This is a genomic window from Stappia sp. MMSF_3263 (assembly GCF_030733745.1).
Classification (GTDB): domain Bacteria; phylum Pseudomonadota; class Alphaproteobacteria; order Rhizobiales; family Stappiaceae; genus Stappia.
This window is the reverse complement of record NZ_JASHIK010000001.1, coordinates 378,816-400,125: the sequence shown is the minus strand read 5'-3', so window position 1 is coordinate 400,125 and position 21,310 is coordinate 378,816. Positions and strand designations below refer to the sequence as shown.

20 protein-coding genes are annotated in these 21,310 nt (G+C 65.7%); 8 read left to right on the top strand and 12 right to left on the bottom strand.

The window, feature by feature from the left end; translation table 11 throughout:
* The first annotated feature begins 144 nt into the window (after positions 1-144).
* Positions 145-1,386, top strand: a complete 1,242-nt coding sequence (locus RBB46_RS01900) for an MFS transporter (RefSeq protein ID WP_306027142.1) — start codon at positions 145-147, stop codon at positions 1,384-1,386.
* 77 nt (positions 1,387-1,463) lie between these two features.
* On the top strand, positions 1,464-1,727 hold the full coding sequence (locus tag RBB46_RS01895; RefSeq protein WP_306027140.1) for a hypothetical protein: 264 nt from the start codon (positions 1,464-1,466) through the stop codon (positions 1,725-1,727).
* Positions 1,728-1,746: 19 nt separating this feature from the next.
* Here RBB46_RS01895 and glyS read toward each other — a convergent pair whose 3' ends face one another.
* From glyS to RBB46_RS01870, 5 genes are all read right to left on the bottom strand, one after another.
* Positions 1,747-3,822: a glycine--tRNA ligase subunit beta gene (glyS, locus tag RBB46_RS01890; protein WP_306027139.1), complete on the bottom strand. Its 2,076-nt coding sequence runs from the start codon at positions 3,820-3,822 to the stop codon at positions 1,747-1,749.
* Between the two features lie 126 nt (positions 3,823-3,948).
* Positions 3,949-5,892, bottom strand: a complete 1,944-nt coding sequence (locus tag RBB46_RS01885; RefSeq protein ID WP_306027138.1) for a DUF2207 domain-containing protein — start codon at positions 5,890-5,892, stop codon at positions 3,949-3,951.
* Between the two features lie 11 nt (positions 5,893-5,903).
* Positions 5,904-6,461: a LemA family protein gene (locus tag RBB46_RS01880; protein ID WP_306027137.1), complete on the bottom strand. Its 558-nt coding sequence runs from the start codon at positions 6,459-6,461 to the stop codon at positions 5,904-5,906.
* Between the two features lie 129 nt (positions 6,462-6,590).
* Positions 6,591-7,076 carry a hypothetical protein gene (locus tag RBB46_RS01875; RefSeq protein WP_306027136.1) on the bottom strand — a complete coding sequence of 162 codons (486 nt, stop codon included), beginning with the start codon at positions 7,074-7,076 and terminating at the stop codon, positions 6,591-6,593.
* 331 nt (positions 7,077-7,407) lie between these two features.
* Entirely contained in the window at positions 7,408-8,364 is a 957-nt protein-coding gene (locus tag RBB46_RS01870; RefSeq protein WP_306027135.1) for a glycine--tRNA ligase subunit alpha, read from the bottom strand.
* 276 nt (positions 8,365-8,640) lie between these two features.
* Here RBB46_RS01870 and RBB46_RS01865 point away from each other — a divergent pair, with 276 nt between their 5' ends.
* Together RBB46_RS01865 and RBB46_RS01860 are read left to right on the top strand one after the other, a co-directional pair.
* A complete protein-coding gene (locus RBB46_RS01865) occupies positions 8,641-9,057 on the top strand; it encodes a hypothetical protein (RefSeq protein WP_306027134.1) in 417 nt (138 codons plus the stop codon).
* Between the two features lie 225 nt (positions 9,058-9,282).
* Entirely contained in the window at positions 9,283-9,696 is a 414-nt protein-coding gene (locus tag RBB46_RS01860) for a helix-turn-helix domain-containing protein (protein ID WP_306027133.1), read from the top strand.
* 42 nt (positions 9,697-9,738) lie between these two features.
* Here RBB46_RS01860 and RBB46_RS01855 read toward each other — a convergent pair whose 3' ends face one another.
* The 3 genes from RBB46_RS01855 to RBB46_RS01845 form a co-directional block, all read right to left on the bottom strand.
* On the bottom strand, positions 9,739-9,924 hold the full coding sequence (locus RBB46_RS01855; protein ID WP_306027132.1) for a hypothetical protein: 186 nt from the start codon (positions 9,922-9,924) through the stop codon (positions 9,739-9,741).
* Between the two features lie 31 nt (positions 9,925-9,955).
* A complete protein-coding gene (locus RBB46_RS01850) occupies positions 9,956-10,822 on the bottom strand; it encodes a S49 family peptidase (RefSeq protein ID WP_306027131.1) in 867 nt (288 codons plus the stop codon).
* 113 nt (positions 10,823-10,935) lie between these two features.
* Complete coding sequence (locus tag RBB46_RS01845; RefSeq protein ID WP_336623124.1) at positions 10,936-11,937, bottom strand: uracil-DNA glycosylase; 1,002 nt, start codon at positions 11,935-11,937, stop codon at positions 10,936-10,938.
* 191 nt (positions 11,938-12,128) lie between these two features.
* On the opposite strand from RBB46_RS01845, the gene RBB46_RS01840 reads away from it, so the two are divergent.
* Entirely contained in the window at positions 12,129-13,808 is a 1,680-nt protein-coding gene (locus RBB46_RS01840) for an electron transfer flavoprotein-ubiquinone oxidoreductase (protein WP_306027130.1), read from the top strand.
* A gap of 69 nt (positions 13,809-13,877) precedes the next feature.
* On the opposite strand, the gene RBB46_RS01835 is transcribed toward RBB46_RS01840, so the two are convergent.
* From RBB46_RS01835 to RBB46_RS01825, 3 genes are all read right to left on the bottom strand, one after another.
* A complete protein-coding gene (locus RBB46_RS01835) occupies positions 13,878-14,435 on the bottom strand; it encodes a flavodoxin domain-containing protein (protein WP_306027129.1) in 558 nt (185 codons plus the stop codon).
* 109 nt (positions 14,436-14,544) lie between these two features.
* The gene (locus tag RBB46_RS01830; RefSeq protein ID WP_306027128.1) at positions 14,545-16,848 is read right to left on the bottom strand and encodes an NADP-dependent malic enzyme; all 2,304 of its coding nucleotides are present in this window, start codon (positions 16,846-16,848) and stop codon (positions 14,545-14,547) included.
* Positions 16,849-16,945: 97 nt separating this feature from the next.
* On the bottom strand, positions 16,946-17,650 hold the full coding sequence (locus RBB46_RS01825; protein WP_336623123.1) for a hypothetical protein: 705 nt from the start codon (positions 17,648-17,650) through the stop codon (positions 16,946-16,948).
* 122 nt (positions 17,651-17,772) lie between these two features.
* Between RBB46_RS01825 and moaB the strand changes: the two genes are divergently transcribed.
* Complete coding sequence (gene moaB / locus RBB46_RS01820; RefSeq protein WP_306027127.1) at positions 17,773-18,330, top strand: molybdenum cofactor biosynthesis protein B; 558 nt, start codon at positions 17,773-17,775, stop codon at positions 18,328-18,330.
* On the opposite strand, the gene RBB46_RS01815 is transcribed toward moaB, so the two are convergent.
* Entirely contained in the window at positions 18,327-19,169 is an 843-nt protein-coding gene (locus tag RBB46_RS01815) for a helix-turn-helix domain-containing protein (protein ID WP_306027126.1), read from the bottom strand. The two genes, moaB and RBB46_RS01815, sit on opposite strands and share 4 nt — an antisense overlap.
* A gap of 153 nt (positions 19,170-19,322) precedes the next feature.
* Between RBB46_RS01815 and RBB46_RS01810 the strand changes: the two genes are divergently transcribed.
* Complete coding sequence (locus tag RBB46_RS01810; RefSeq protein ID WP_306027125.1) at positions 19,323-20,216, top strand: hypothetical protein; 894 nt, start codon at positions 19,323-19,325, stop codon at positions 20,214-20,216.
* A gap of 108 nt (positions 20,217-20,324) precedes the next feature.
* Entirely contained in the window at positions 20,325-21,293 is a 969-nt protein-coding gene (locus RBB46_RS01805; protein ID WP_306027124.1) for an MBL fold metallo-hydrolase, read from the top strand.
* The last annotated feature ends 17 nt before the right edge of the window (positions 21,294-21,310 follow it).

Here is a 21,310-nt window from a genome sequence, read left to right as displayed (position 1 = left end):
CACTGCCTGAAGGTCTCGTTACATGCAAGATGCGAATGTCTTGGATAAATATGTTTCATTATTTTTATGTCATCAAATCACGCATAGTCGCGGCAACTGAGACTGCCGGCGATCGCGCCGGCCCTTCGCCGGGAACTTCAGACAATGACAACCGCCTCCCCCTCCCCGCTGCCGCGCGTCGCGGTCAGCCTGCCGCTGATCATCGCGTGCGGCTGCCTCGTCGCATTGATCAGCTTCGGCCCGCGCTCGGCGCTTGGCCTGTTCCTCGCCCCGATGACCGAGGCGCGCGGATGGTCGCGCGAGATCTTCGCGCTGGCGCTCGCCATCCAGAACCTCGTGTGGGGCGCGGCGCAGCCGGTGGCCGGCATGATCGCCGACCGCTTCGGCACCGCCCGTACCCTCGCCTTTGGCGGCGTCCTCTACATGGCCGGCCTGATCATCATGGCGCAGGCGGAAAGCCCACTCGTGCTGCATCTGTCGGGCGGCGTGCTCATCGGCCTCGGTGTCGCCTTCTCGTCCTTCTCGCTGGTGCTCGCCTCCTTCGGCCGCGCCGTTACACCGGAGAAGCGTTCCCTCGCCTTCGGCATCGGCACCGCCGCCGGTTCCTTTGGCCAGTTCCTGTTCGCCCCGCTCAGCCAGGGTCTGCTCGACGCCTTCGGCTGGCAGGAGACGCTCTATATTCTCGGCGGGCTGATGTTGCTCGTCCCCTTCCTCGCCATCGCGCTGAGGGGCAAGCCGGCGGCCCATGTCGCCGGATCAGGCATCGCCGACCAGAACCTGAAGCAGGCCATCGCCGAGGCCTTCGGCACCCGCGGCTTCATCCTGCTGACCTTCGGCTTCTTCGTCTGTGGCTTCCACGTCGCCTTCATCACCGTGCACCTACCGCCCTATATCGCGGATCTCGGCCTCGATCCGAAATGGGGCGCCATCGCCATCGCGCTGATCGGCTTCTGCAACGTGTTCGGCGCGCTCGCCTCCGGCTATATCGGCGGCCGCTTCTCCAAGCCCTATTTCCTGTCGCTGATCTATATCGGCCGCGCGGTGGCGATCACGCTGTTCCTGATGGCACCGGCGACGCCGCTGACGGTGCTGGTCTTTGCCGGCACGATGGGCTTCCTGTGGCTGTCCACCGTGCCGCCGACATCCGGGCTCGTGGCGGTAATGTTCGGTCCGCGCTACATGGCGACACTGTTCGGCTTCGTCTTCTTCTCCCACCAGATCGGCTCGTTCCTCGGCGTCTGGCTGGGCGGCCGGCTCTACGACCAGACCGGCTCCTATGACGTGATCTGGTATCTCGGCATCGCGCTCGGGCTCTTTGCCGCCGTTGTCCACTGGCCGATCAAGGAAGAGCCGGTGGCCCGGCTGGCCGGCACGCCGGCGGAGTGATCCGCCGGCAAACTTGTTGACGTAACGTCACCACTGTTGCTTGAATTCATCCGCACCCTCAACCGGAGATCACGCGGATGAAATGCGGAAGCCTTGAAAACCAGGCCGTCAAGGCCGGCGGCCTGGGCCGCACGCCGTTGAAGGCCGTGCAGCACGCCTTCGCCAATGTCATGGAGGCAGGCAACGGCGGCTGCGGCTTTGCCGGCGAGTGCGAGGCCGGCAAGAGCTGCGGCTTCGTCATCACGCAGATCGTCGAGATCTCCGTCACCATGCAGGCCGACTACTACGAGGCGTCGGTGTCGACCAACGGGCGATGCCAGTGCATCGACCCGGTGCCGTAGCGGTCTTCCGTCCTTCGCCTCAGCCGGCAATCCTGGAGAAGTCGGCGATCTCAAGCGTCGCCTCGCGGATTTCGGCGAGCAGGCGCAAACGGTTGAGCCTGAGATCCGCGTCATCCGCATTGACGAGAATGTCGTCGAAAAAGCGGTCGACAGGCGCGCGCAGGCCGGCCAGCGCCGTCATTGCACGGGCAAAGTCCTCGTCCTTGAGCGCCTCGCGAATATCGGCGCGGGCGGTATCGATGGCGGCGGCAAGATCGATCTCGGCCTTTTCGGCCAGATGGTCGGCATGCGGCCGGCCGGAAATCTCCTCCCCGTCCTTCTTCTCTTCCGCGCGCAGGATGTTCGCCGCCCGCTTGACGCCGGCAAGCAGGTTGGCTCCGTCCTCGGTCGCCAGAAACGCCCCCAGCGCCTCGACGCGGCGGACCACCATCAACAGGTCGTCCTGCCCTTCCAGCGCGAAGACCGCATCGATGAGGTCGTGACGAGCGCCCTGCTCGCGCAGATGTACCTTGAGACGATCGGCGAAGAAGGCGAGGAGGTCGGCGGCAAGCGGGCTCGCCTTTGCCGTTGCCGGATTGGCGTGCGCCAACAGCGATTCCAACGCGAGCCGCAGCCCGTTCTCCAGCACGATCCGGATCACGCCGAGCGCGGCGCGGCGCAGGGCGAAGGGATCCTTGGAGCCGGTCGGCTTCTCGTCGATGGCCCAGAAACCGGCCAGCAGGTCGAGCTTGTCGGCAAGCGCAACCGCAATCGCGACCGGATCGGCCGGCACGGCGTCTGACGGGCCTTGCGGCTTGTAGTGATCCTCGATGGCAAGGGCGATCGAAGGCTCTTCGCCCTGCATCTGCGCATAGGTGCGGCCCATCTGGCCCTGCAGTTCGGGAAACTCGTAGACCATCTGCGTCGGCAGGTCGGCCTTGGCAAGGCGGGCGGCGCGGCCCGCCTTCTCCGCGTCCGCGCCGACCAGCGGCGCGATCTCGCGGGCCAGGGCCTCGAGACGGTTCACCCGCGCGCCCTGCGTGCCGAGCTTCTCGTGGAAGACGACGCTGTCGAGCTTGGGCAGCCGGCTTTCGAGCGGCGCCTTGAGGTCCGTCTCCCAGAAGAAGCGGGCATCCGACAGACGGGCGCGTATCACCTTCTCGTTGCCGGCGATGATCGTCGCGCCGCCATCGGCGGCCTCGATGTTGGAGACCGCGACGAAGCGGTTGGAGAGCCGGCCGGTTGCGGGATTGCGCAGCACGAAGCATTTCTGGTTGGCGCGAATGGTCAGGCGGATGACCTCGTCGGGGAGTTCCAGGAACGCTTCCTCGAAGGAACCCACCAGCACCACCGGCCATTCAACCAGGCCGGCGACTTCCTCCAGAAGGCCCTCGTCCTCGACCAGCTCCAGGCCCAGAGCCATGGCACGATTGCGCGCGTCATTGGCGATGATGTCCTTGCGCCGGTCGGCGTCGAGCACGACCTTCGCCTTTTCCAGCTTGTCGGCATAGTCCTCCAGCCGCCGCACCTCGAAGGCATCGGGCGCCAGAAAGCGGTGGCCGCGCGTGATGTTCGACGAAGCGACGCCGTCGACCTCGAAGGGAATCACCTCCGGCTCCTCGGTCTCCGGGCCGAAGGTCGCGACAATGGAATGGAGCGGGCGCACCCAGCGCAAGGAGCCAGACCCCCAGCGCATCGATTTCGGCCAGGGGAAGCCCCGGATGATGCCCGGCATGATCTCGGCGAAGATCTCGGGCGTCGCGCGTCCGGGCTTCTCGATCACCGCAACGTAGAAGTCGCCCTTCTTCGGGTCGGAGGCGACCTGCGCCTCGTCGATGGAGGCAAGCCCGGCACCGCGCAGGAACCCCTCGAGCGCCTTTTCCGGCGCGCCGACGCGCGGGCCCTTCCGCTCTTCCCGGGTCGGCTTCGAGCCCGCCGTCAGACCGGCGATGTGCAGTGCCAGGCGGCGCGGCGTCGCGAAGGCCTTCGCGCCCTCATAGGTCACGCCCTGGTCGACCAGCGCATCGGTCACCAGCTGCTTCAGGTTTTCCGCCGCGCGGCGCTGCATGCGGGCGGGAATTTCCTCGCTGAAGAGCTCCAGGAGAAGGTCGGGCATTGCGGGATCTCGAAGTTTGGGGCCGGGATGAGCACACCATTGGCGCGCCATCCGATTTTCATCCCGCGTCCGTTAGCAAGTGCAGGGGAAAAAGTCACCCCCGCGCGCACGCGGGCGGCAGCGAAACTACCAGCCGCCGCCGCCGCCACCGCCGCCGCCGCCGCCGGAGAACCCTCCGCCTCCGCCGCCCGAACTTGAGGATTTCGGCGCGGGAAGCGAGGACGTGAAGGTGCCCGACATGGCACCTACCGTGTCTCCCAGGGTTCCCGCGACATCATGGCTGTCGAAGGCCCGGCCCGAATACCAGGTCGGCGCATAGGCGGTCGCAGCGGCCGCGCCGGCCGCCGTCAGAAGCCATGTCTCGAAGGCCTTCGACCACGGCTTTTCGACGTCGAGCGCCACCGCATAGGGAAGCAGCGTCTCGAAGCGGGAAGGGCTCATTTCAGGCGCCCCTTCCATGTTCATCCGGTCCTTTTCGGCGACCTCGAGATACATCTTCAGGCCTTCGATCTCGTCCGTGACCGCCCGGCCGAGCGCCGTCGGAGCGCCGATCAGGAAAAAGAAGAGGATGTTGACGGCAAGCAACGCGACGGCGATGAGCGCCAGCGGCGGAATGGCTCCTTGCGCCTGCAGCAGCGCGGCCGCACCGACGAGGTGGCCCATGGTGATGAAGCCGAAGATGACGAGGGTGAAAACGATCCGCAACGCGATGCCGCGCGAACGGCGGAACGCCTTGCCGATCTGCACCGTGAACATGACCACGACAAAGGTGATCATGAAAATCGGAATCATGAAGGCGATCTGGTTGTCGCTGAGATTGCCGAAGGCGAGCAGCGCGAAGATCGTCACCACGGAAATCGCCACTCCGGGAACAAGATAAAGCGTGTTCGACTTGAAAAAGCGGTTGCGGTTCTCGCCCTCGATGGCCCCGCGGAACGTGTTACCGAACGACTTGACCGCCGTCCCGTTCGCCTTGGACACGGTGAAACTGCCATCGCGCCCGTCGAGCCACCGCGCGATCGCCTTTTCGCCGCGCGCCAACCCGCTGTAGTCACCTTGCGTCCCTTCCGGACGCGTCAGCTTCAGGTCGCCGGCAAGGTCCTCGAGCACCAACCGCCCCTTCACGGCAAGGCTGATGCAAGCTGCGGAGAGCGCCCGCCAGCCGCCATCGCCAAACCCCTTGCCCACAACGTAGTTCGACAGCGCGGGAGAAATCCCTTCAGGTCCCTCGAAACGGGGAAAGATCACGCCCTTGCGCGGATCGCGGCCGACCAGCCACCAGACCCAGAGATAATAAACGAGCGCAAGCACGAGGCCGATGCCGCCAAGGATTTCGCCAAAATGATCGGACAGGAAATAGCCCAGTTCCTGTTCGGCGGTCGGTTCCGCGACCACGCCCTTTGCCATCTCGACATTGACCGTCAGCCCCTCGCCGGGGGCCAGGACGCGCGTGGAGGTGAAGAGCACGCTGCGGCCACCATCCTCGATGCGGGCGGTAAAGTCCCGGCCGGCGGCACCATAGGCGCCCGTATAGGCGGAGTAGTCCTTGGCGGTGCTGCCTTCGGGCAGCACGACCCGTGCGACCGCCTTGTCGATCGGGAAGTTCCACTCGTTGCCGGTCGCGTTCCAGTAAACTTCGTCATGGCTGCCGAAGAAGCGGACCTGGCGGTCGGTGCGGTAGACGATCGTGTAGTTATAGGTGCCGGGCCGCAGGAACACGTCCTCGCGGCCGATATAGACGCGCACGCCGCTGCCGCCGCGATTGACGGAATAGCCGTCCTCCGCACCATCGCGCCGGACCGAGACGAGATCGAAGCCGGCCATCGCCCTGCTCCCGTCCGCCGTTTCGAAGGCAAGCGGGATATCACGGTAGATGCCACGACGGATCTGGTTGCCTTCCGCGCGCACCCGGATCGTCTCGGTGACGGTGAATTCGCCGTCGGAGGCAACCTCGACCGTCGAGTTGAACGCCAGAATGCGCTCTTCGGCCTGCGCGGCGACTGGCGCCATGCACAGGAGCAGCGCGACAAGCCAGCCGGCGACACGGACCGGGAGATCGTGCAGACGCATGACCCGCCCCTTCAGAACGCGACCTTGGGCACGGCCCGGTCGGCCGGATCCTCGATCTCGAAGTAATCTTCCTGGGTGAAGCCAAAGCGACCGGCAACCAGGTTCGAGGGGAAGCTCTCCACCAGAACGTTCAGCGCGCGCACCGCGCCGTTGTAGTAGCGCCGGGCCATCTGCAGGGCGTCCTCGGTCTTTTCGATGGAAGCCTGCAGGTCACGGAAGTTCTCGTTTGCCTTCAGATCGGGATAGGCTTCGGCAACGGCGAAGAGGCGGCCCAGCGCCTGGGACAGCATGCCTTCCGCCTGGGCCCGTCCGGCAACGTCGTCGCGCGGCATGCCGGCCGCCCTCGCCCGCATCTCGGTCACGGCTTCCAGCGCCTCGCGCTCATGCGTCGCGTAGCCCTTCACCGTCTCGACCAGATTGGGAATGAGATCGGAGCGGCGCTTCAGCTGCACGTCGATGCCGCTCCAGCCCTCGCGCACCATCTGCCGTTTCCGGACGAGATCATTGTAGAGATAGACGAGATAGAGGCCGATCAGAACGATCAGCCCGAGCACGATCCAGGTAGCCATGTGGCAAAGGTCCCCTTGCGTCCGCGATTGGCGCTTACGCTACTGCAAGCACGGGACACTTGAAACCGTCGTCGCGGCGCGGACTGTGACACAGGTCACCGACCGGGCGAAATCGGCTGAGACCGTCTCTCATCGATAGAGAAAGAGAAGTTCCTGCTGCGGGTTGCGGCGCCAGACCTTCGGGTCGGAAGTGGCGCCGAAGTAGTCGGTGAAATAGCGCTTGTGGATCCAGCCGCAGGATTTCCACTTCGGCGCGCGAACACACATGTAGCCGGAAAAGCCGCCGGCATCGTCGACGTGAACCGTGCCGCCCGGCAGCGGACGGCAGTTCACGTCGACCGACTGGCCCTTCTTCGTGCCCGCAAGGGCGCTGCGGGCAGCCGCGTTCTTGTCCTGCCGGTTCGGGTTGCTCTTGTCGATGCGCCCCAGGAACTCCGTGTGGTAGGCGTGGGCGCGGGTCTGGAGCGTTCTGTTGAGCTTGTCCCACTCGCCCTTGCTGGAGCAGACGGACAGTGGCGTGATCCCCGCCTTGGTCCTCGCCAGGGCGGGCGAGGCGGAAGCTGCGACACCTGCCGCAAAAATCGCGGAAAAGACCAAAACGACGAAACGCTGCATCGCAATGCCTCCCAGTGGAAACATCGCGGTAACTAGGGTCAGGACCCGTTAAATTGACGAAGATGGCGTTTGATATGACAAGAGATGCTAGGAAAGGCTCGAAGAGCGGGGTCGGGCCCCGGTCGAGAGTTTTGACGCGGCAGATCGCCGTCAGATCGAACGTCCTTCGGATCGGGCGAATTTGCACGGGCGTCAGTGTCGCAAACCCTTGAAAGGCTTCAGCCTTCCTTCGGCCTTGCTCCTTGCCTCCGCACAAATTCGCTCCGACCATATCCGCCAATTTAATGGGTCCTGACCCTAGCATGCCAGGCGTGTACCGGCGAGCGAAAACCTACCCGGAGTAGCCGACGCCGCCGGCTTCGGTCTCCAGGAAGGCCGCGCCGCAGGCCTTGGCCAGTTCCCGCACGCGCAGGATGTAGCTCTGGCGCTCGGTCACCGAGATGACGCCGCGCGCATCGAGCAGGTTGAAGGCATGACTTGCCTTGATGCACTGGTCGTAGGCCGGCAGCACCACCTGGTGGACGGCGGCACCGGCCGCATCGCGCGCCTTCGCCCCGGCATCAAGCAGGCGGCGGCATTCCTCTTCCGCATCCTTGAAATGGCGGAACAGCATGTCCGTGTCGGCGTGCTCGAAATTGTGCCGCGAGTATTCCTGCTCGGCCTGCAGGAAGACATCGCCATAGGTGACCTTTTCCGCACCCTCGCGGCCGTTGTAGTTGAGGTCGTAGACGTTATCGACGCCCTGGATATACATGGCCAGGCGCTCCAGCCCGTAGGTGAGTTCGCCGGAGACCGGCGAGCACTCGAACCCGGCCACCTGCTGAAAATACGTGAACTGCGACACTTCCATCCCGTCGCACCAGCACTCCCAGCCGAGTCCCCAGGCGCCGAGCGTCGGGCTCTCCCAGTCGTCCTCGACGAAGCGGATGTCGTGCAGGGCCGGATCGAGGCCGATCGCGTAGAGGCTCTGCAGGTAGAGCTCCTGCAGGTTTTCCGGCGACGGCTTGAGGATCGCCTGAAACTGGTAATAGTGCTGCAGCCGGTTCGGGTTCTCGCCATAGCGCCCGTCAGTCGGGCGGCGCGAGGGCTGCACATAGGCCGCCTTCCACGGACGCGGCCCGAGCGAGCGCAGCGTCGTCGCCGGGTGAAACGTGCCGGCACCGACCTCCATGTCGTAGGGCTGCAGGACGACGCAACCCTGGTCCGCCCAGAAGCGCTGCAGCGTCAGGATCAACCCCTGGAAGGAGTTCTCGGGCCGCATATGCGCAGGCACGGCTTCGCTCGTCATGTCTCTCGTCCTTGAATTCGGCGGGAACGCAGCCACGGACGTGCCCCGGCTGGCGCCGGGCGAGAGGTGCCATCAACGCCCGCCTGCGTCAAGGCGGAGCCGGCGCCGGGGCGAACCGAACCGCCTTCGCCGCGACTGTGCTGCACATCACAGCGTTAAATCTTCCGCTACGGCATCATGAAAATGCGATGACGATACAGGAGGAGAAAAGCCCCGCGCCATCCAGAGCCGGACCAGCGGAATGGCTCCGCGGCCGGAGACATGGAGGACGAAGACATGTTTGAACTCAAGACCCTGACCCTGGCGGGCGTGACCGCCCTTTCCATGGCGCTTGCAAGCACCGGTGCCCTGGCACAGGCCAGCACCAACGGCAATGGCGGTGGTGCGACCACCAGCGCGACCGACAGTTCCCCGCCAACAGGCGGCGGCGGCAGCAAGGTCTGGGGTCACCGCGGGCCGGCCAGCGGCGTCATTCTTTGCGCCTCGCGCGAATGCATGGGCTCGGAGACCGCGGCCGCGGTGGTGACCCACTCGCCGAACTACCCCCGCAGGCGCTATGGCCGCGAGCGCATCGTGCAGAGCCCGCCGGCGGACAATTGCAGCAAGGTCCGGTATGTCTATCCGAACGGCACGGTGATCGTGCAGTCGACCTGCCCGCGCGCCGTCCGCGGATACACCGCCACCTACCGCTGAGGGCTCGCCCTCCCGGGGACGGGCCCAAGGCCTCTACCCGGAACCCAGGCCGGGAGCTGCGACAGCGCAGCCCCGGTCCGGCGGCATGTCCGGCCCGGCCGAACTGCCCTCCCACCGTCATGTATGCGCCCCTCTTTCCCGCTCATGTCCCTGTTGTCACCTTGCCGACGCGGCCGGACATCCCTAATTTCTCTAGAGACTAGAGATTTGAGAGGGTGATCAGCGATGTACTCGATCGGCGAACTGTCCCGGCAATGCGGCGTGAAGGTGCCGACAATCCGCTATTACGAGCAGCAGGGACTGATCGATGAGCCGGTTCGCTCGGCCGGCAACCAGCGGCGCTATTCGCAGGCAGCCCGCGACCGGCTGACCTTCATCCGCCATGCCCGCGATCTCGGACTGTCGCTGGAGGCGATCCGAGAATTGCTGCATCTCAGCGAGAACCCGCAAATGCCCTGCACGGAGGCCCATCTGATCGCGGCCGGCCACCTTGCCGGAATTCGCGAGAAGATCGCACGGTTGCGGAGACTTGAAGGGGAATTGTCGCGGGTGCTGGCGAGTTGCCACGGAGAGACCGTCGGCGAGTGCAACGTGATCCACACGCTTGCCGATCACGCCCTGTGCGAAACCGAGCACTGACCAGCGCAGTGCCGGGCACCATCGGCGCCCGGGAACACGAGCTCAGTCCTTCGGCCGGTAGCGGCCCGTCTCGGGATCCCGTTCGAGCGTCTTGATCGGCTGTCCGTCGGGCGTCTTGCGGGCGACCCTGGAGACTTTCTTCTCGACCCGGCCCATTTCCCGGCGAACGGCACGGACAAGCAGGTAGCCGCCGATCGCCAGTCCCGCTGCTGCAAATACATTGACCATTCCATCCTCCCGGACTGAGGGTCGCTTCAGCCTAAAGTCCGTAGCGTGCCCATAATGCGCGCTGCTCCAGCGTCGCGACAGCGTCCTCGGCCCAGCCTTCGCTCAAGGACCCGCCTGAAAGCAGGCTTGCCCCGGAGACGCCGACGCCCTGCTTGCGCGAGAAGATCGACCGCTGGCCGCCCACGAGCCGCATCCTCACCTTGTCCCCGAACCTTGCGCGCAGGACCGAGCGGATATTGCCGATGCCATCGACAAGCCCCAGGTCGCGGGACGTGCTGCCCGTCCAGAACAGGCCGGAGAAAAGGTCCGGCGCCTCGGACAGGACATCTCCCCGCCGCGCCTTGACCAAGGCGATAAAGCTCTCGTGCATCTCCTGCTGAATCGTCTTCAAGTGGCGCACATCCTCGTCCCGCTCGGGACGGAAGGGGTCGAGGATCGCCTTGCTTTCGCCGGCCGTGTGCACCCGCCGCTCGATGCCAAGCCTCGCGATCGCCTCGGTGAAGCCGAAGCCGGCGGAGACCACGCCGATGGAGCCGACGATCGAGCTGGCATCGGCGAAGATCTCGTCGCCGGCGACCGCGAGCATGTAGCCGCCCGAGGCCGCGACGTCCTCGACGAAGACGAGCACCTCGCGCTTCTTTTCCCCTGCAAGCTCCCGTATCCGGTCATGGATCAGGCGCGACTGCACCGGCGACCCGCCGGGCGAGTTGATGACCAGCGCCACTGCGGGAGCCTCAAAACCGAAGGCCTTGTCGAGCACGGGAGCGAGCGTGGCGAGCGACAGGCCGGGGCGAAGCGGCGAGGCCATGCCGATGGCGCCCTGCAGGCGGACGACCGGAACTGTCGTCGGCACATTGCCCCATTTGCCCGGAAGCCGTCGGCGGATACTGTCGAACAAGAGAAATCCCTTCAATCAAACAGGCGGAAACACGCGAGCCGCAAGACCGGCCTCTGCCCATATAGGTGGCGGCGGCGAGAAGAAAAAGATGGTGCACGCCATCGACGCGGCGATCAGCCGGCCTGCGGGGACCCAAGCGCCTCGCGCACGGCCAGGAAATCGCGCCAGGCGAGCCGCTTCTGCACCGGGTTGCGCAGCAAGTAGGCCGGGTGCAGCGTCGCCACCGCCTTGATCGCACCGTCGTCGCCGAGCGGCATTTGCGTCCAGCGTCCGCGCAGGCGCAGGATTCCCTCCTGGGCGCCGGTCAGCGCCTTGGCGGACGCACCTCCCAGGAAGACCAGCACGCGCGGGCGCACAAGCTCGATCTGGCGCAACACGAACGGCTTGCAGATCTCCGTTTCCTGCGGGCTCGGGGTCCGGTTGCCCGGAGGGCGCCAGGGCACGACATTGGTGATGTAGACGTCGCCGCGCGTCAGGCCGATCGCCTCGATCATCCGGTCGAGCAACTGCCCGGAGCGGCCCACGAACGGCACCCCGCGCAGGTCCTCGTCGCGGCCCGGCGCCTCGCCGACAAACATCAGCGGCGCGTTGGCCGGCCCGTCGGCAAAGACAAGCGACTTGGCCGTCAGGCGCAGGTTGCATCCCTCGAAACGGGCGAGCGTCTCACGCAGTTCCTCCAGCGTTGCCGCCGTGCGGGCCGCATCGCGCGCGGCGACAACGGCCTCGTCACCCGGCAGGACCGCGCCCGAGGCTGTGGTCAGGGCGGCTGGCGGCTGGGCCACCGGACGGGCGTGCTCCTGCGCAGGCCCGCCCCCCGGCCCTGTCTGCGCGGCGCGCAAGGACGCGGGCACCGCATCGTGCCGGGCGGCATGGTTCTGTGCGCCCTGGTCCTGCGCACCCTGATTCTGCCCGCTCTGGGGATGGCGCGCGACCGGTGGCCGCGCCGTGAGCGCGAAGGCATCGACCGGCCCGCTCTCCAGCCAGGCATCGGCACCCGCGGAGACATAGAAATCGAGCAGCGCCTCAAGACCGGCGGCAACCGACATCTCACGCGACGGGCCGGCAAGCTGCGCGTCCCCGGCGGGATGGTCGTCGATCGGTTCTCCTGGTTCCATGTCCCTGTTGTGCCGCATCGACCGGCGAAGCGCAATTGCCTGGGCTTGACCGCACAGGCACCAATGCATATGCCCTTTACGTAAACGTAATATCCCTGTCATTGGCTTATCGACATTGCAGCGACTTTCGCGCTGCACTAAACAGAAAGCGCGAAAAGGCGAGGCACAGGGCACATGAGAGGGAGAGTGCTATGAGCGAAACGGAGACGCTGGGCGAACGCGAGAGCATGGATTTCGACGTCGTGATTGTCGGCGCCGGTCCGGCCGGCCTGTCCGCCGCGATCCGGCTCAAGCAGATCGCCGCGGAAAAGGGCGAGGAGCTCTCCGTCGTCGTGCTGGAAAAAGGCTCGGAAGTCGGCGCCCACATCCTTTCCGGCGCCGTGGTCGACCCGGTCGGTGTCGACAAGCTGCTGCCGGGCTGGCGCGAGGAAGCCGACACCCCGTTCAAGACGGAGGTGACGGCCGATCATTTCCTCGTGCTCGGGCCGGCGGGCTCCATGCGCCTGCCGAACCTGATGATGCCGCCGCTGATGAACAATCACGGCAACTACATCGTTTCCCTTGGCAATGTCTGCCGCTGGCTAGCCGAAAAGGCGGAAGGGCTTGGCGTCGAGATCTATCCCGGCTTCGCCGCCGCCGAGGTGCTCTACGACGACGAGGGCCGTGTCGTGGGCGTCGCCACCGGCGACATGGGCGTCGGCCGCGACGGCAAGCCGAACGCCGGTTTCACCCGCGGCATGGAGCTGCGCGGCAAATACGTGCTGATCGCGGAAGGCGTGCGCGGCTCGCTGGCCAAGGAGCTGATCGCCCGCTTCGACCTCGACAAGGACAGCGATTTCCCGAAATTCGGCATCGGCATCAAGGAGCTGTGGCAGGTCGCGCCGGAGCAGCACCGTCCGGGCCTCGTCCAGCATTCCTTCGGCTGGCCGCTCGACAACAGGACCGGTGGCGGCTCGTTCCTCTATCACCTTGAGGACAATCAGGTCGCCGTCGGCTTCGTCGTCCACCTCAACTACAAGAACCCGTATCTGTCGCCCTTCGACGAGTTCCAGCGGTTCAAGACCCACCCGGCCATCCGCGACACGTTCGAGGGCGGCAAGCGCATCTCCTACGGCGCGCGCGCCATCACCGAGGGTGGCTACCAGTCGGTTCCGAAACTCTCCTTCCCCGGCGGGTTGCTCATCGGCTGTTCGGCCGGCTTCGTCAACGTGCCACGCATCAAGGGTTCGCACAATGCCATGCTGTCGGGCATGCTGGCGGCCGAGGAAGTCGCGGCGGCGATCGCGCGCGGCGAGGCGAACAGCGAGCTCGGTCACTACGACACTGCCTGGCGCGAGAGCGAGATCGGCCGCGACCTGAAGAAGGTGCGCAACGTCAAGCCGCTGCTGTCGCGTTTCGGCACGCTGCTGGGCACCATGCTCGGCGGCCTCGACATGTGGACCAACGAGCTTTTCGGTGTCTCCTTCTTCGGTACGCTCTCGCACGGCAAGCGCGATTCCGAAGGCCTTGAGCCGGCTTCCAGGCACAGCCCCATCGCCTATCCGAAGCCGGACGGCGAGGTCTCCTTCGACAAGCTCTCCTCCGTGTTCCTGTCGAACACAAATCACGAGGAAGACCAGCCGATCCATCTGAAGGTGAAGGACGAGGCACTGCAGAAGGCGTCGGAACATGACGTCTTCGCCGGCCCCTCGAACCGCTACTGCCCGGCCGGCGTCTATGAATGGATCGAGGAAGGCGAGGACGCCCCGCGCTTCCAGATCAACGCGCAGAACTGCGTCCACTGCAAGACCTGCGACATCAAGGATCCGAACGGCAATATCACCTGGACCGTGCCGGAAGGGGCCGGGGGACCGAACTACCCGAACATGTGAGACACCGCCCCTTTTCGGGCGGTTTCATCCTCGAGCAAGTCAAGTCAGGAGGCCGCGCATCGCGCGGCCTCACGCGTATTCGCGTCCCGCTGTCCTCGCCCGTTCCATGAAGGTCTGCAGGAAAACATCGAGGGCGGCCCAGTCCGTGAACTCCATGTCGCCGGACGGATCCATCGAAACGCCCTTCTCGCGCAGGATCCGGTGGATGACCCAGCGCTTGAGAAAGCTCATGCGCCGGTCGTGCACGGCCCCGGCGGCGAGATGCACGCTCGTTGCCTCCCAGTCGAGTTCGTCGAACATGTCCTCCACCGCGGCCCGGGCCCCGGCAAGATCCTCCTCCAGCCTGGAGGTCGCCGACAGGCTGACCGAGATGAAGGCGGTGGGCACACGGTCGAGCCGGGCGCGCTGCTTGCGAATGAAATCGACCATCTCGGCCTGGTGACGCCCGACATGAAGCGAGGCGGCCAGGATCGCCGCATCGAAGGTGCCGAGCTCAAGCGCCGCGGCGGCGCGGGCATCGACCAGCGTCGCCTGGTCGCCGGCGGCCCGCAGCCAGTCGGCGACGCGGCCCGCGATCTTTTGCGTCTGGCCTTCCGTCGTCGCGTAGACCACCAGAACATGTGCCATCGTTTCCACCCTGCAGCGCCTCTCCGGCCCAGTCAGGATGCATCAGCCGGACGACGCTTTCATGACGCGAGTCAACACGATCATGACAAAGCCGGCAAATGAATTCTGGTCAGGCGCGGCTGCGGGTCTGAGCTTCCACGGCAGCGAAGGCCGACATGTTCACCACGCCGCGCGAGGTTACCGACGGGGTGAGAATGTGCATGGGCTTGGCCGTGCCGAGCAGGATCGGGCCGACATGCAGGCTGTCGGTCATCACCTTGACGAGGTTGAGAGCGATGTTGGCCGCATCGAGCGAGGGGAAGACCAGCAGGTTCGCCTCGCCGGTCAGGCGTGAGTCCGGCATCACCCGTCCGCGCATCGCCACCGACAGCGCGCTGTCGCCGTGCATTTCGCCATCGACCTCCAGATCGGGGGCAAGTTCCTGCAACATGGCGAGGGCCTCGCGCATCCTTTCCGCCGACTCCATGTCCCGTGAACCGAAGTTGGAGGCCGAAAGGAGAGCCGCGCGCGGGGTGATGCCGAAGCGGCGGATTTCCTCGGCGGCGAGCATCGTCGTTTCGGCAATCTCGCGGGCGCAAGGGTCGATGGTGACATAGGTGTCGGTGAAGAAGGTCGCACCGCCCGAATTGATCAGCAGCGACAGGGCGGAGAAATCCTGAACGCCGGGCGCCGTGCCGATAATGCCCCGCACGTCGGCCAGATGCTTGGAGTAGCGGCCCTCGAGCCCGCAGATCAGCGCATCCGCCTCGCCGCGATGCAAGGCCAGCGCGCCGATCACCGTGGTGTTGGAGCGCACCATGGTGCGCGCCGCCTCGGGCGTCACGCCGCGCCGGCCGATCAGCGACAGCAGGCTGTCGACATAGTCGCGGTAGCGCGGATCGTCCTCCGGATTGATGCATTCGAATTCGCGGCCCGGCCTGACCCTGAGGCCGAAACGCTCGCAGCGTGCCTCGATCACCGACGGACGTCCGATCAGGATCGGTCGTGCCAGCCGGTCCTCGATCAGCACCTGTGCTGCACGCAGCACACGCTCGTCCTCGCCGTTGGAGTAGATGATGCGCGTGTCGCTGTCACGGGCGGCCGCGATGATCGGCTTCATGATCAGGCCGGAGCGGAAAACGAACCGGTTGAGCCTGTCGTGATAGGCGTCGAAATCCTCGATCGGCCGGGCGGCGACACCGGTCTCCATCGCTGCGCGCGCCACCGCCGGCGCGATGCGCAGGATGAGACGCTGGTCGAAGGGCGAGGGGATCAGGTATTTTGGCCCGAAGGTCTCGCTGACGCCGCCATAGGCCCGCGCCGCAATCTCGGACGGCTCCTCCCGGGCCAGTTCGGCAATCGCCGCGACGGCCGCGAGCTTCATCTCCTCATTGATCGAGGTCGCGCCGACATCGAGCGCACCGCGGAAGATGTAGGGGAAGCAGAGGACGTTGTTGACCTGGTTGGGATAGTCCGAGCGGCCCGTGCACATCATCACGTCGTCGCGCACGGCGAGCGCCGCCTCCGGCATGATCTCCGGCCGCGGGTTGGCGAGCGCCAGGATCAGCGGCTTTTCCGCCATGCTCGCGACCATCTCCGGCTTCAGCACGCCGGCGGCGGACAGGCCCAGAAAGACGTCCGCTCCCGGGATGACGTCGGCCAGGGTGCGGGCATCCGTCTCCTGGGCGAAGACCGATTTCCACTCGTCCATCAGGGTCTCGCGGCCCTTGTAGACCACACCCTCGATGTCGGTGACGAAGATGTTCTCGTGGCGCGCGCCCAGCGACACCAGCAGGTTGAGGCAGGCGAGTGCCGCGGCCCCGGCGCCCGAGGCGACGATTTTCACCTCGGAGATGTCCTTGCCGGCCAGCTCCAGCGCGTTCTTGACGGCGGCCGCAACAATGATCGCCGTGCCGTGCTGATCGTCGTGGAAGACGGGAATGTTCATCCGCTCGCGCAATGCGCGCTCGATCATGAAGCACTCGGGGGCCTTGATGTCTTCCAGGTTGATGCCGCCGAAGGTCGGCTCCAGCACCGCCACCGCGTCGACGAAGCGGTCGACATCGAGCTCGTCGACCTCGATGTCGAAGACGTCGATGCCGGCGAACTTCTTGAACAGGACCGCCTTGCCTTCCATGACCGGCTTGGAAGCAAGCGGCCCGATGGCGCCGAGGCCGAGAACGGCGGTCCCGTTGGAGATGACCGCAACGAGGTTGCCGCGCGCGGTATAGTCCGCCGCGAGCGAGGGATCGCGGGCGATCTCCATGCAAGGCGCGGCGACGCCAGGTGAATAGGCAAGGGCAAGGTCGCGCTGGTTGCCGAGCGGCTTGGTCGCCTGGATCTCCAGTTTCCCCGGATGCGGGTAGCGGTGGTAGAAGAGAGCTGCCTCGTCGAGATCGTTGGCGGGCGTTTCCGGTGTCTTCTTGTCGGTCATGACGATCCACTTGAGGCTGGCTGACGAAACTTGCGACGGCTTACCATCGACCCGCTCCCCTCCCCTTCGAACTCGCCCCCAACCGGTGCCTCGTCTCTCACGAGCGCAGGCTCGTCCGGATGAGGGTGCGAATCAACAGGTACAGGACCACGGCATTCAGGCAATGCCATACGAAATGCGTTCCCAAAGGGAAAGACGGGCAAAATGGGATATCGGCCGTCCTGAAGGCAAGGGAAATCATGAAGATCGCCCCGACGAGCGCAAGCGGGCCTGCCGCCGCGCGGTTGAGCCGGCGGGCCACCGCGGCCACAGCCAGGATGGCGACAGCCGCCGGCACGTAGCTGGCGGAGGAGCCGATCGCCCCGGAAAGCAGCGGCGCCACCCCGTAGCCTGCGAACAGGAAGACAAGGGTCAGCGCCACCGAGAGGACAAGTCCAAGACAAAGAATGCGCCGCATCGCCAGGAAGAAATAGAAATGGATGAAGACGGCAATCGGCACCACATCGGCTAGCGCCGACCAGCGCGTGGCGATGGTGTGAAACAGAAACGATCCGATGCCGATCACGAAAAGGATGAATATGAGCGCGGGCACTGCCCAGTCGCCGGCAGGCGTGCGTGGCACATCGCGCTGCTGTTCCGCGCGCCAGAAAATCCAGACAGCAACGGCGGCAACGAGAAAGCCAGCATTGGTCAACGCATTGACCGGCTCGGCCCAGAACCCGGGATCGAGCCGTTCGCAATAGGCATCGATGGACCTCGTCCAATCCATCCCCTCGCCTCCCTGCCTGCTGGCGCGGCACAACCGCCGCGCCTTGCGCCTGCGACCGCTCGCCGTCTGGCGCGCGGGTGCCGACCGCCCTATCCTGCACCGCAATCGCGTGCTTGTCTTGCCCGCCCGCAGTCCCTCAGAGGATCACCACGCTCATGCATCGCATTGATGACAGCCGTCCCTTCGTCCCTCTCAACATCGCGGTACTGACCGTGTCTGACACTCGGTCGCTGGAGGAGGACCGCTCGGGCACGACGCTCGCCACCCGGATCACCGAGGCGGGTCACGTTCTCGCCGGCCGGGACATCGTCACCGACGATGTGGAGAAGATCCGCACCGTCGTGAAGGGCTGGACCCAGTCGGACGGCGTCGACGTGGTGATCACCACCGGCGGCACCGGCTTCACCGGCCGCGACGTGACGCCGGAGGCGATCGAGCCGCTGTTCGACAAGCGCATGGACGGCTTCTCCGAAGTCTTCCATCGCATCTCCTACGACAAGATCGGCACCTCGACGATCCAGTCCCGCGCGACCGGCGGCGTCATCGACGCGACCTATGTGTTCGTGCTGCCAGGCTCGCCCGGCGCCTGCAAGGATGCCTGGGACGGAATTCTGAAGTGGCAGCTCGACTACCGCCACATGCCCTGCAACTTCGTCGAAATAATGCCGAGACTGGACGAGCACCTGAAGCGCGGCAAGCTGCGCGAGGCCTAGGACAGGGACGTCACCTCGGCCGGATTGACCCCAAAGGTGGCGCGGAAGGCCCGGGCGAAATGCGCCCTTGACGCATAACCGACGGCCAGCCCGGCCGCTCCGCTTGCCGCGCCTTGCGCGATCAGCCGGCGTGCAACACCCATTCTCTCGCGTCGCAGGATCACCGACAGCGCCTGCCCTTCGCCCGCGAGGCGGCGCCGCAGCGTCGATTCCGACAAGGCCAGACGCGTGGCGATGTCGGCTGCCGTCCATCTCCTGTCCAGTTCGGCGCGCACGAGACGGGCGACACGCTCGGCGAGCGTCACGTCGAAGAGCGGCCTTGCGGCCGGTGCGTCGTGCAGCAGGGCAAGCAGTTCGTGAAGCCGCGCCGTGCGCAGGACGGCCTCCGCCGGTCCTGCATCAATGGCGTCGGCCGCATGCAGCAGGGCCTGGACCCGCCCGGGTGTCAGGGGAACGACAAAGGTGTCTTGCGACGGCACCCTTGCCGTTTCGCCCGGGCCGACCTGGGGCAGCATGTCCGGCTCGACCGGCAGGATCAGCGACTGGTAAAGATGCGTCCGTCCATCGGGCTCGTTGACGATCTCCAGGTCGACCGCCGCAGGCAGGACGAACGCCGTTCCGGCGGAAAACCGTTCCGACACGTCTCCGAGCCACACCTCCTTCGCCCCGGACAGCACGATGCCGATCAGCGGCTGGTCAAGCCGTACACAGGCCAGCCTCTCCCGTTCGAGCGCGCAGTAGGAGAACAGTCCGGGCGCGTGCTCCGACATTCCGGTCACGCCCTCGAGGCGGAAGCGCGACAATCCCTCGCGCAGCCGGCTTGCCAGTTCGTTTCTCAAAAAACCGTTGTCCATCATGGCGCGAGACTAGGCCATCGGCTGACGCCCGGCAAAGCCGGTGTGACCGGATCGGGTTCAAACCTGGTCGGAACGGAACCGCAAGTGACATTCCGGGCCTCTAGTCTGCGCTCATCTGATCACCGGAGAGAACCGATGCGTTGCACACTTGCTCCCATTTTTGCCGGCATCCTTGTCGCCCTCGCCTGCTCGGGCGTTCGGGCAGACACACCTGCCAAGACCCTCGAAGGCTTCAGCAACCCCGAAAGCGTGCTGATCGACGGACCGCGCAGGTTCGTCTCCAATCTCGGCGCGAAACTCGATCCGACCGGGCATGACGGCGACGGCTTCATCAGCGAATTGGACGCGGGAGGACGTGTCGTCGCCCTGCGCGCCTTCCCGGCGGACGGCGAGACGCTCGACGCGCCCAAGGGCATGGCGCTTGCGGACGGCCGTCTCTATGTCGCCGACATCGACCGCATTGTCGGCTTCGATATTTCCTCCCGCCGGAAGGTCTTCGAGGCACGCGTTCCGGCGGGCGGTCCCAGCCTGCTCAATGACCTGGCGAGCGTGCCGGAAGGGCTTGCCGTCACCGACACCCTGCGCGGCGCCGTCTACCGGGTCGATCTCGGGACAGGCGCCTTTACGAGCGTCGCCTCCGGCATTCCCGGCGCCAACGGCATTGCCTGGGACGCACGCGGGAACAGGCTCCTCGTCGTCGGTCTCGGCGCCCGGTTCGAAGGCGGTGACCTGTTCGAGGTGACGGTGGATGGCCAAGTGCGCAAGCTCGACAGAGGGCCGCATGGCATTCTCGACGGTCTCGTGCTGCTGCGGGACGAAAGGATGCTGCTCTCCGACTGGCGGTCGTTCGACCCGCCGGCGCCGGGCGTCCTCTCGCTGCACGCCGGAGACGGAACAGAACTGGCAAGGCTGTCGCTGCCGCGCGATGTCCACGGGCCGGCCGACTTTGCCGTGGACGCCGCCGCCGGAGCGGTCTGGGTGCCGGTGATGCGGGAGGGGACGGTGCTGGTGGCTCCCCTTGTGCAATGAAACGGAGGGAGGCCGTTCACGGATGCGTGATCACGGCTTCCCCAGCGTCTTCCAGGGCCTAAGTTCGGCTTCGACCGTTACAGGCATCCCGACGGGAGGATATGGGACATGAGTGTAGTGAACCTGAACCGCCGCGCATTGATCGCCGGCGCCGCGACCGCTGCCATCGCCGCGCCTGCCATCATCTCCGCAAGCGGACGCGCGAGCGCCGCCGCTCCGATGCTCGGCGTCGCCACCCCCACCTTCAACCGCGTCAAGGTGGGCGACTTCGAAGTCACCATGATGCTTGATGCGGCCCGCACCATGGACGGTCCGCATCCGATCTTCGGCGAGAACCAGGATGCGGCAGCCGTATCGGAGCTGCTGGCAGCAAACCACCTGCCTTCCGACAAGATGGTCAACGGCTTCACACCGGTGATCGTGAATACAGGCTCCGAACTGGTGCTGTTCGATACAGGCCTTGGCGGCGACAACGGATCTTTGACGGCGCAACTCGCCTCCGCCGGATATTCCCCGGAGCAGGTCGATATCGTCGTCCTCACCCACATGCATCCCGACCACATCGGCGGACTGATGACCAATGGCGTGCCGACCTATCCGAACGCGCGCTACGTGACAGGTCAGACCGAGTTCGACTTCTGGACCCATGAGGACCGTCTCAGCGGTCCCACCGAGCGGGTCGCGCGGCTGGTGCAGACAAACGTCAAGCCGCTCGCCGAAAAGATGACCTTCGTCGGCGGCCACAAGGAAGTCGTGCCCGGCATCCTGGGCCTCGACACCCCGGGACATACACCGGGGCACATGTCCTTCCACCTTTCGAGTGGCGGCAAGCAGCTCCTGATCTGGGGCGATATCGCCAACCATTTCGTCGTGTCGATCCAACGCCCGGACTGGCACGTGCGCTACGACATGGACAAGGAAAAGGCGGCTGCGACGCGCAAGACGATGTTCGACCTGATCATCGCGGAGAAGATTCCCGTGACCGGCTATCACATGCCGTTCCCCGCGCTCGGCTATCTGGAAACCGCCGGGGAAAGCTACCGCTGGGTACCCGCCGCTTATCAGTTCGCCCTCTGAGCGAACCCGGCTGCGCC

What these genes read in the sequence shown, in the direction of transcription:
- RBB46_RS01855 (WP_306027132.1), bottom strand. Translation starts at nt 9,924, where the DNA reads ATGGTCAATGTATTTGCAGCAGCGGGACTGGCGATCGGCGGCTACCTG.
- RBB46_RS01860 (WP_306027133.1), top strand. Translation starts at nt 9,283, where the DNA reads ATGTACTCGATCGGCGAACTGTCCCGGCAATGCGGCGTGAAGGTGCCG.
- RBB46_RS01830 (WP_306027128.1), bottom strand. Translation starts at nt 16,848, where the DNA reads ATGACCGACAAGAAGACACCGGAAACGCCCGCCAACGATCTCGACGAG.
- moaB (WP_306027127.1), top strand. Translation starts at nt 17,773, where the DNA reads ATGCATCGCATTGATGACAGCCGTCCCTTCGTCCCTCTCAACATCGCG.
- RBB46_RS01835 (WP_306027129.1), bottom strand. Translation starts at nt 14,435, where the DNA reads ATGGCACATGTTCTGGTGGTCTACGCGACGACGGAAGGCCAGACGCAA.
- RBB46_RS01880 (WP_306027137.1), bottom strand. Translation starts at nt 6,461, where the DNA reads ATGGCTACCTGGATCGTGCTCGGGCTGATCGTTCTGATCGGCCTCTAT.
- RBB46_RS01805 (WP_306027124.1), top strand. Translation starts at nt 20,325, where the DNA reads ATGAGTGTAGTGAACCTGAACCGCCGCGCATTGATCGCCGGCGCCGCG.
- RBB46_RS01885 (WP_306027138.1), bottom strand. Translation starts at nt 5,892, where the DNA reads ATGCGTCTGCACGATCTCCCGGTCCGTGTCGCCGGCTGGCTTGTCGCG.
- RBB46_RS01895 (WP_306027140.1), top strand. Translation starts at nt 1,464, where the DNA reads ATGAAATGCGGAAGCCTTGAAAACCAGGCCGTCAAGGCCGGCGGCCTG.
- RBB46_RS01865 (WP_306027134.1), top strand. Translation starts at nt 8,641, where the DNA reads ATGTTTGAACTCAAGACCCTGACCCTGGCGGGCGTGACCGCCCTTTCC.
- RBB46_RS01845 (WP_336623124.1), bottom strand. Translation starts at nt 11,937, where the DNA reads ATGGAACCAGGAGAACCGATCGACGACCATCCCGCCGGGGACGCGCAG.
- RBB46_RS01870 (WP_306027135.1), bottom strand. Translation starts at nt 8,364, where the DNA reads ATGACGAGCGAAGCCGTGCCTGCGCATATGCGGCCCGAGAACTCCTTC.
- glyS (WP_306027139.1), bottom strand. Translation starts at nt 3,822, where the DNA reads ATGCCCGACCTTCTCCTGGAGCTCTTCAGCGAGGAAATTCCCGCCCGC.
- RBB46_RS01875 (WP_306027136.1), bottom strand. Translation starts at nt 7,076, where the DNA reads ATGCAGCGTTTCGTCGTTTTGGTCTTTTCCGCGATTTTTGCGGCAGGT.
- RBB46_RS01840 (WP_306027130.1), top strand. Translation starts at nt 12,129, where the DNA reads ATGAGCGAAACGGAGACGCTGGGCGAACGCGAGAGCATGGATTTCGAC.
- RBB46_RS01900 (WP_306027142.1), top strand. Translation starts at nt 145, where the DNA reads ATGACAACCGCCTCCCCCTCCCCGCTGCCGCGCGTCGCGGTCAGCCTG.
- RBB46_RS01810 (WP_306027125.1), top strand. Translation starts at nt 19,323, where the DNA reads ATGCGTTGCACACTTGCTCCCATTTTTGCCGGCATCCTTGTCGCCCTC.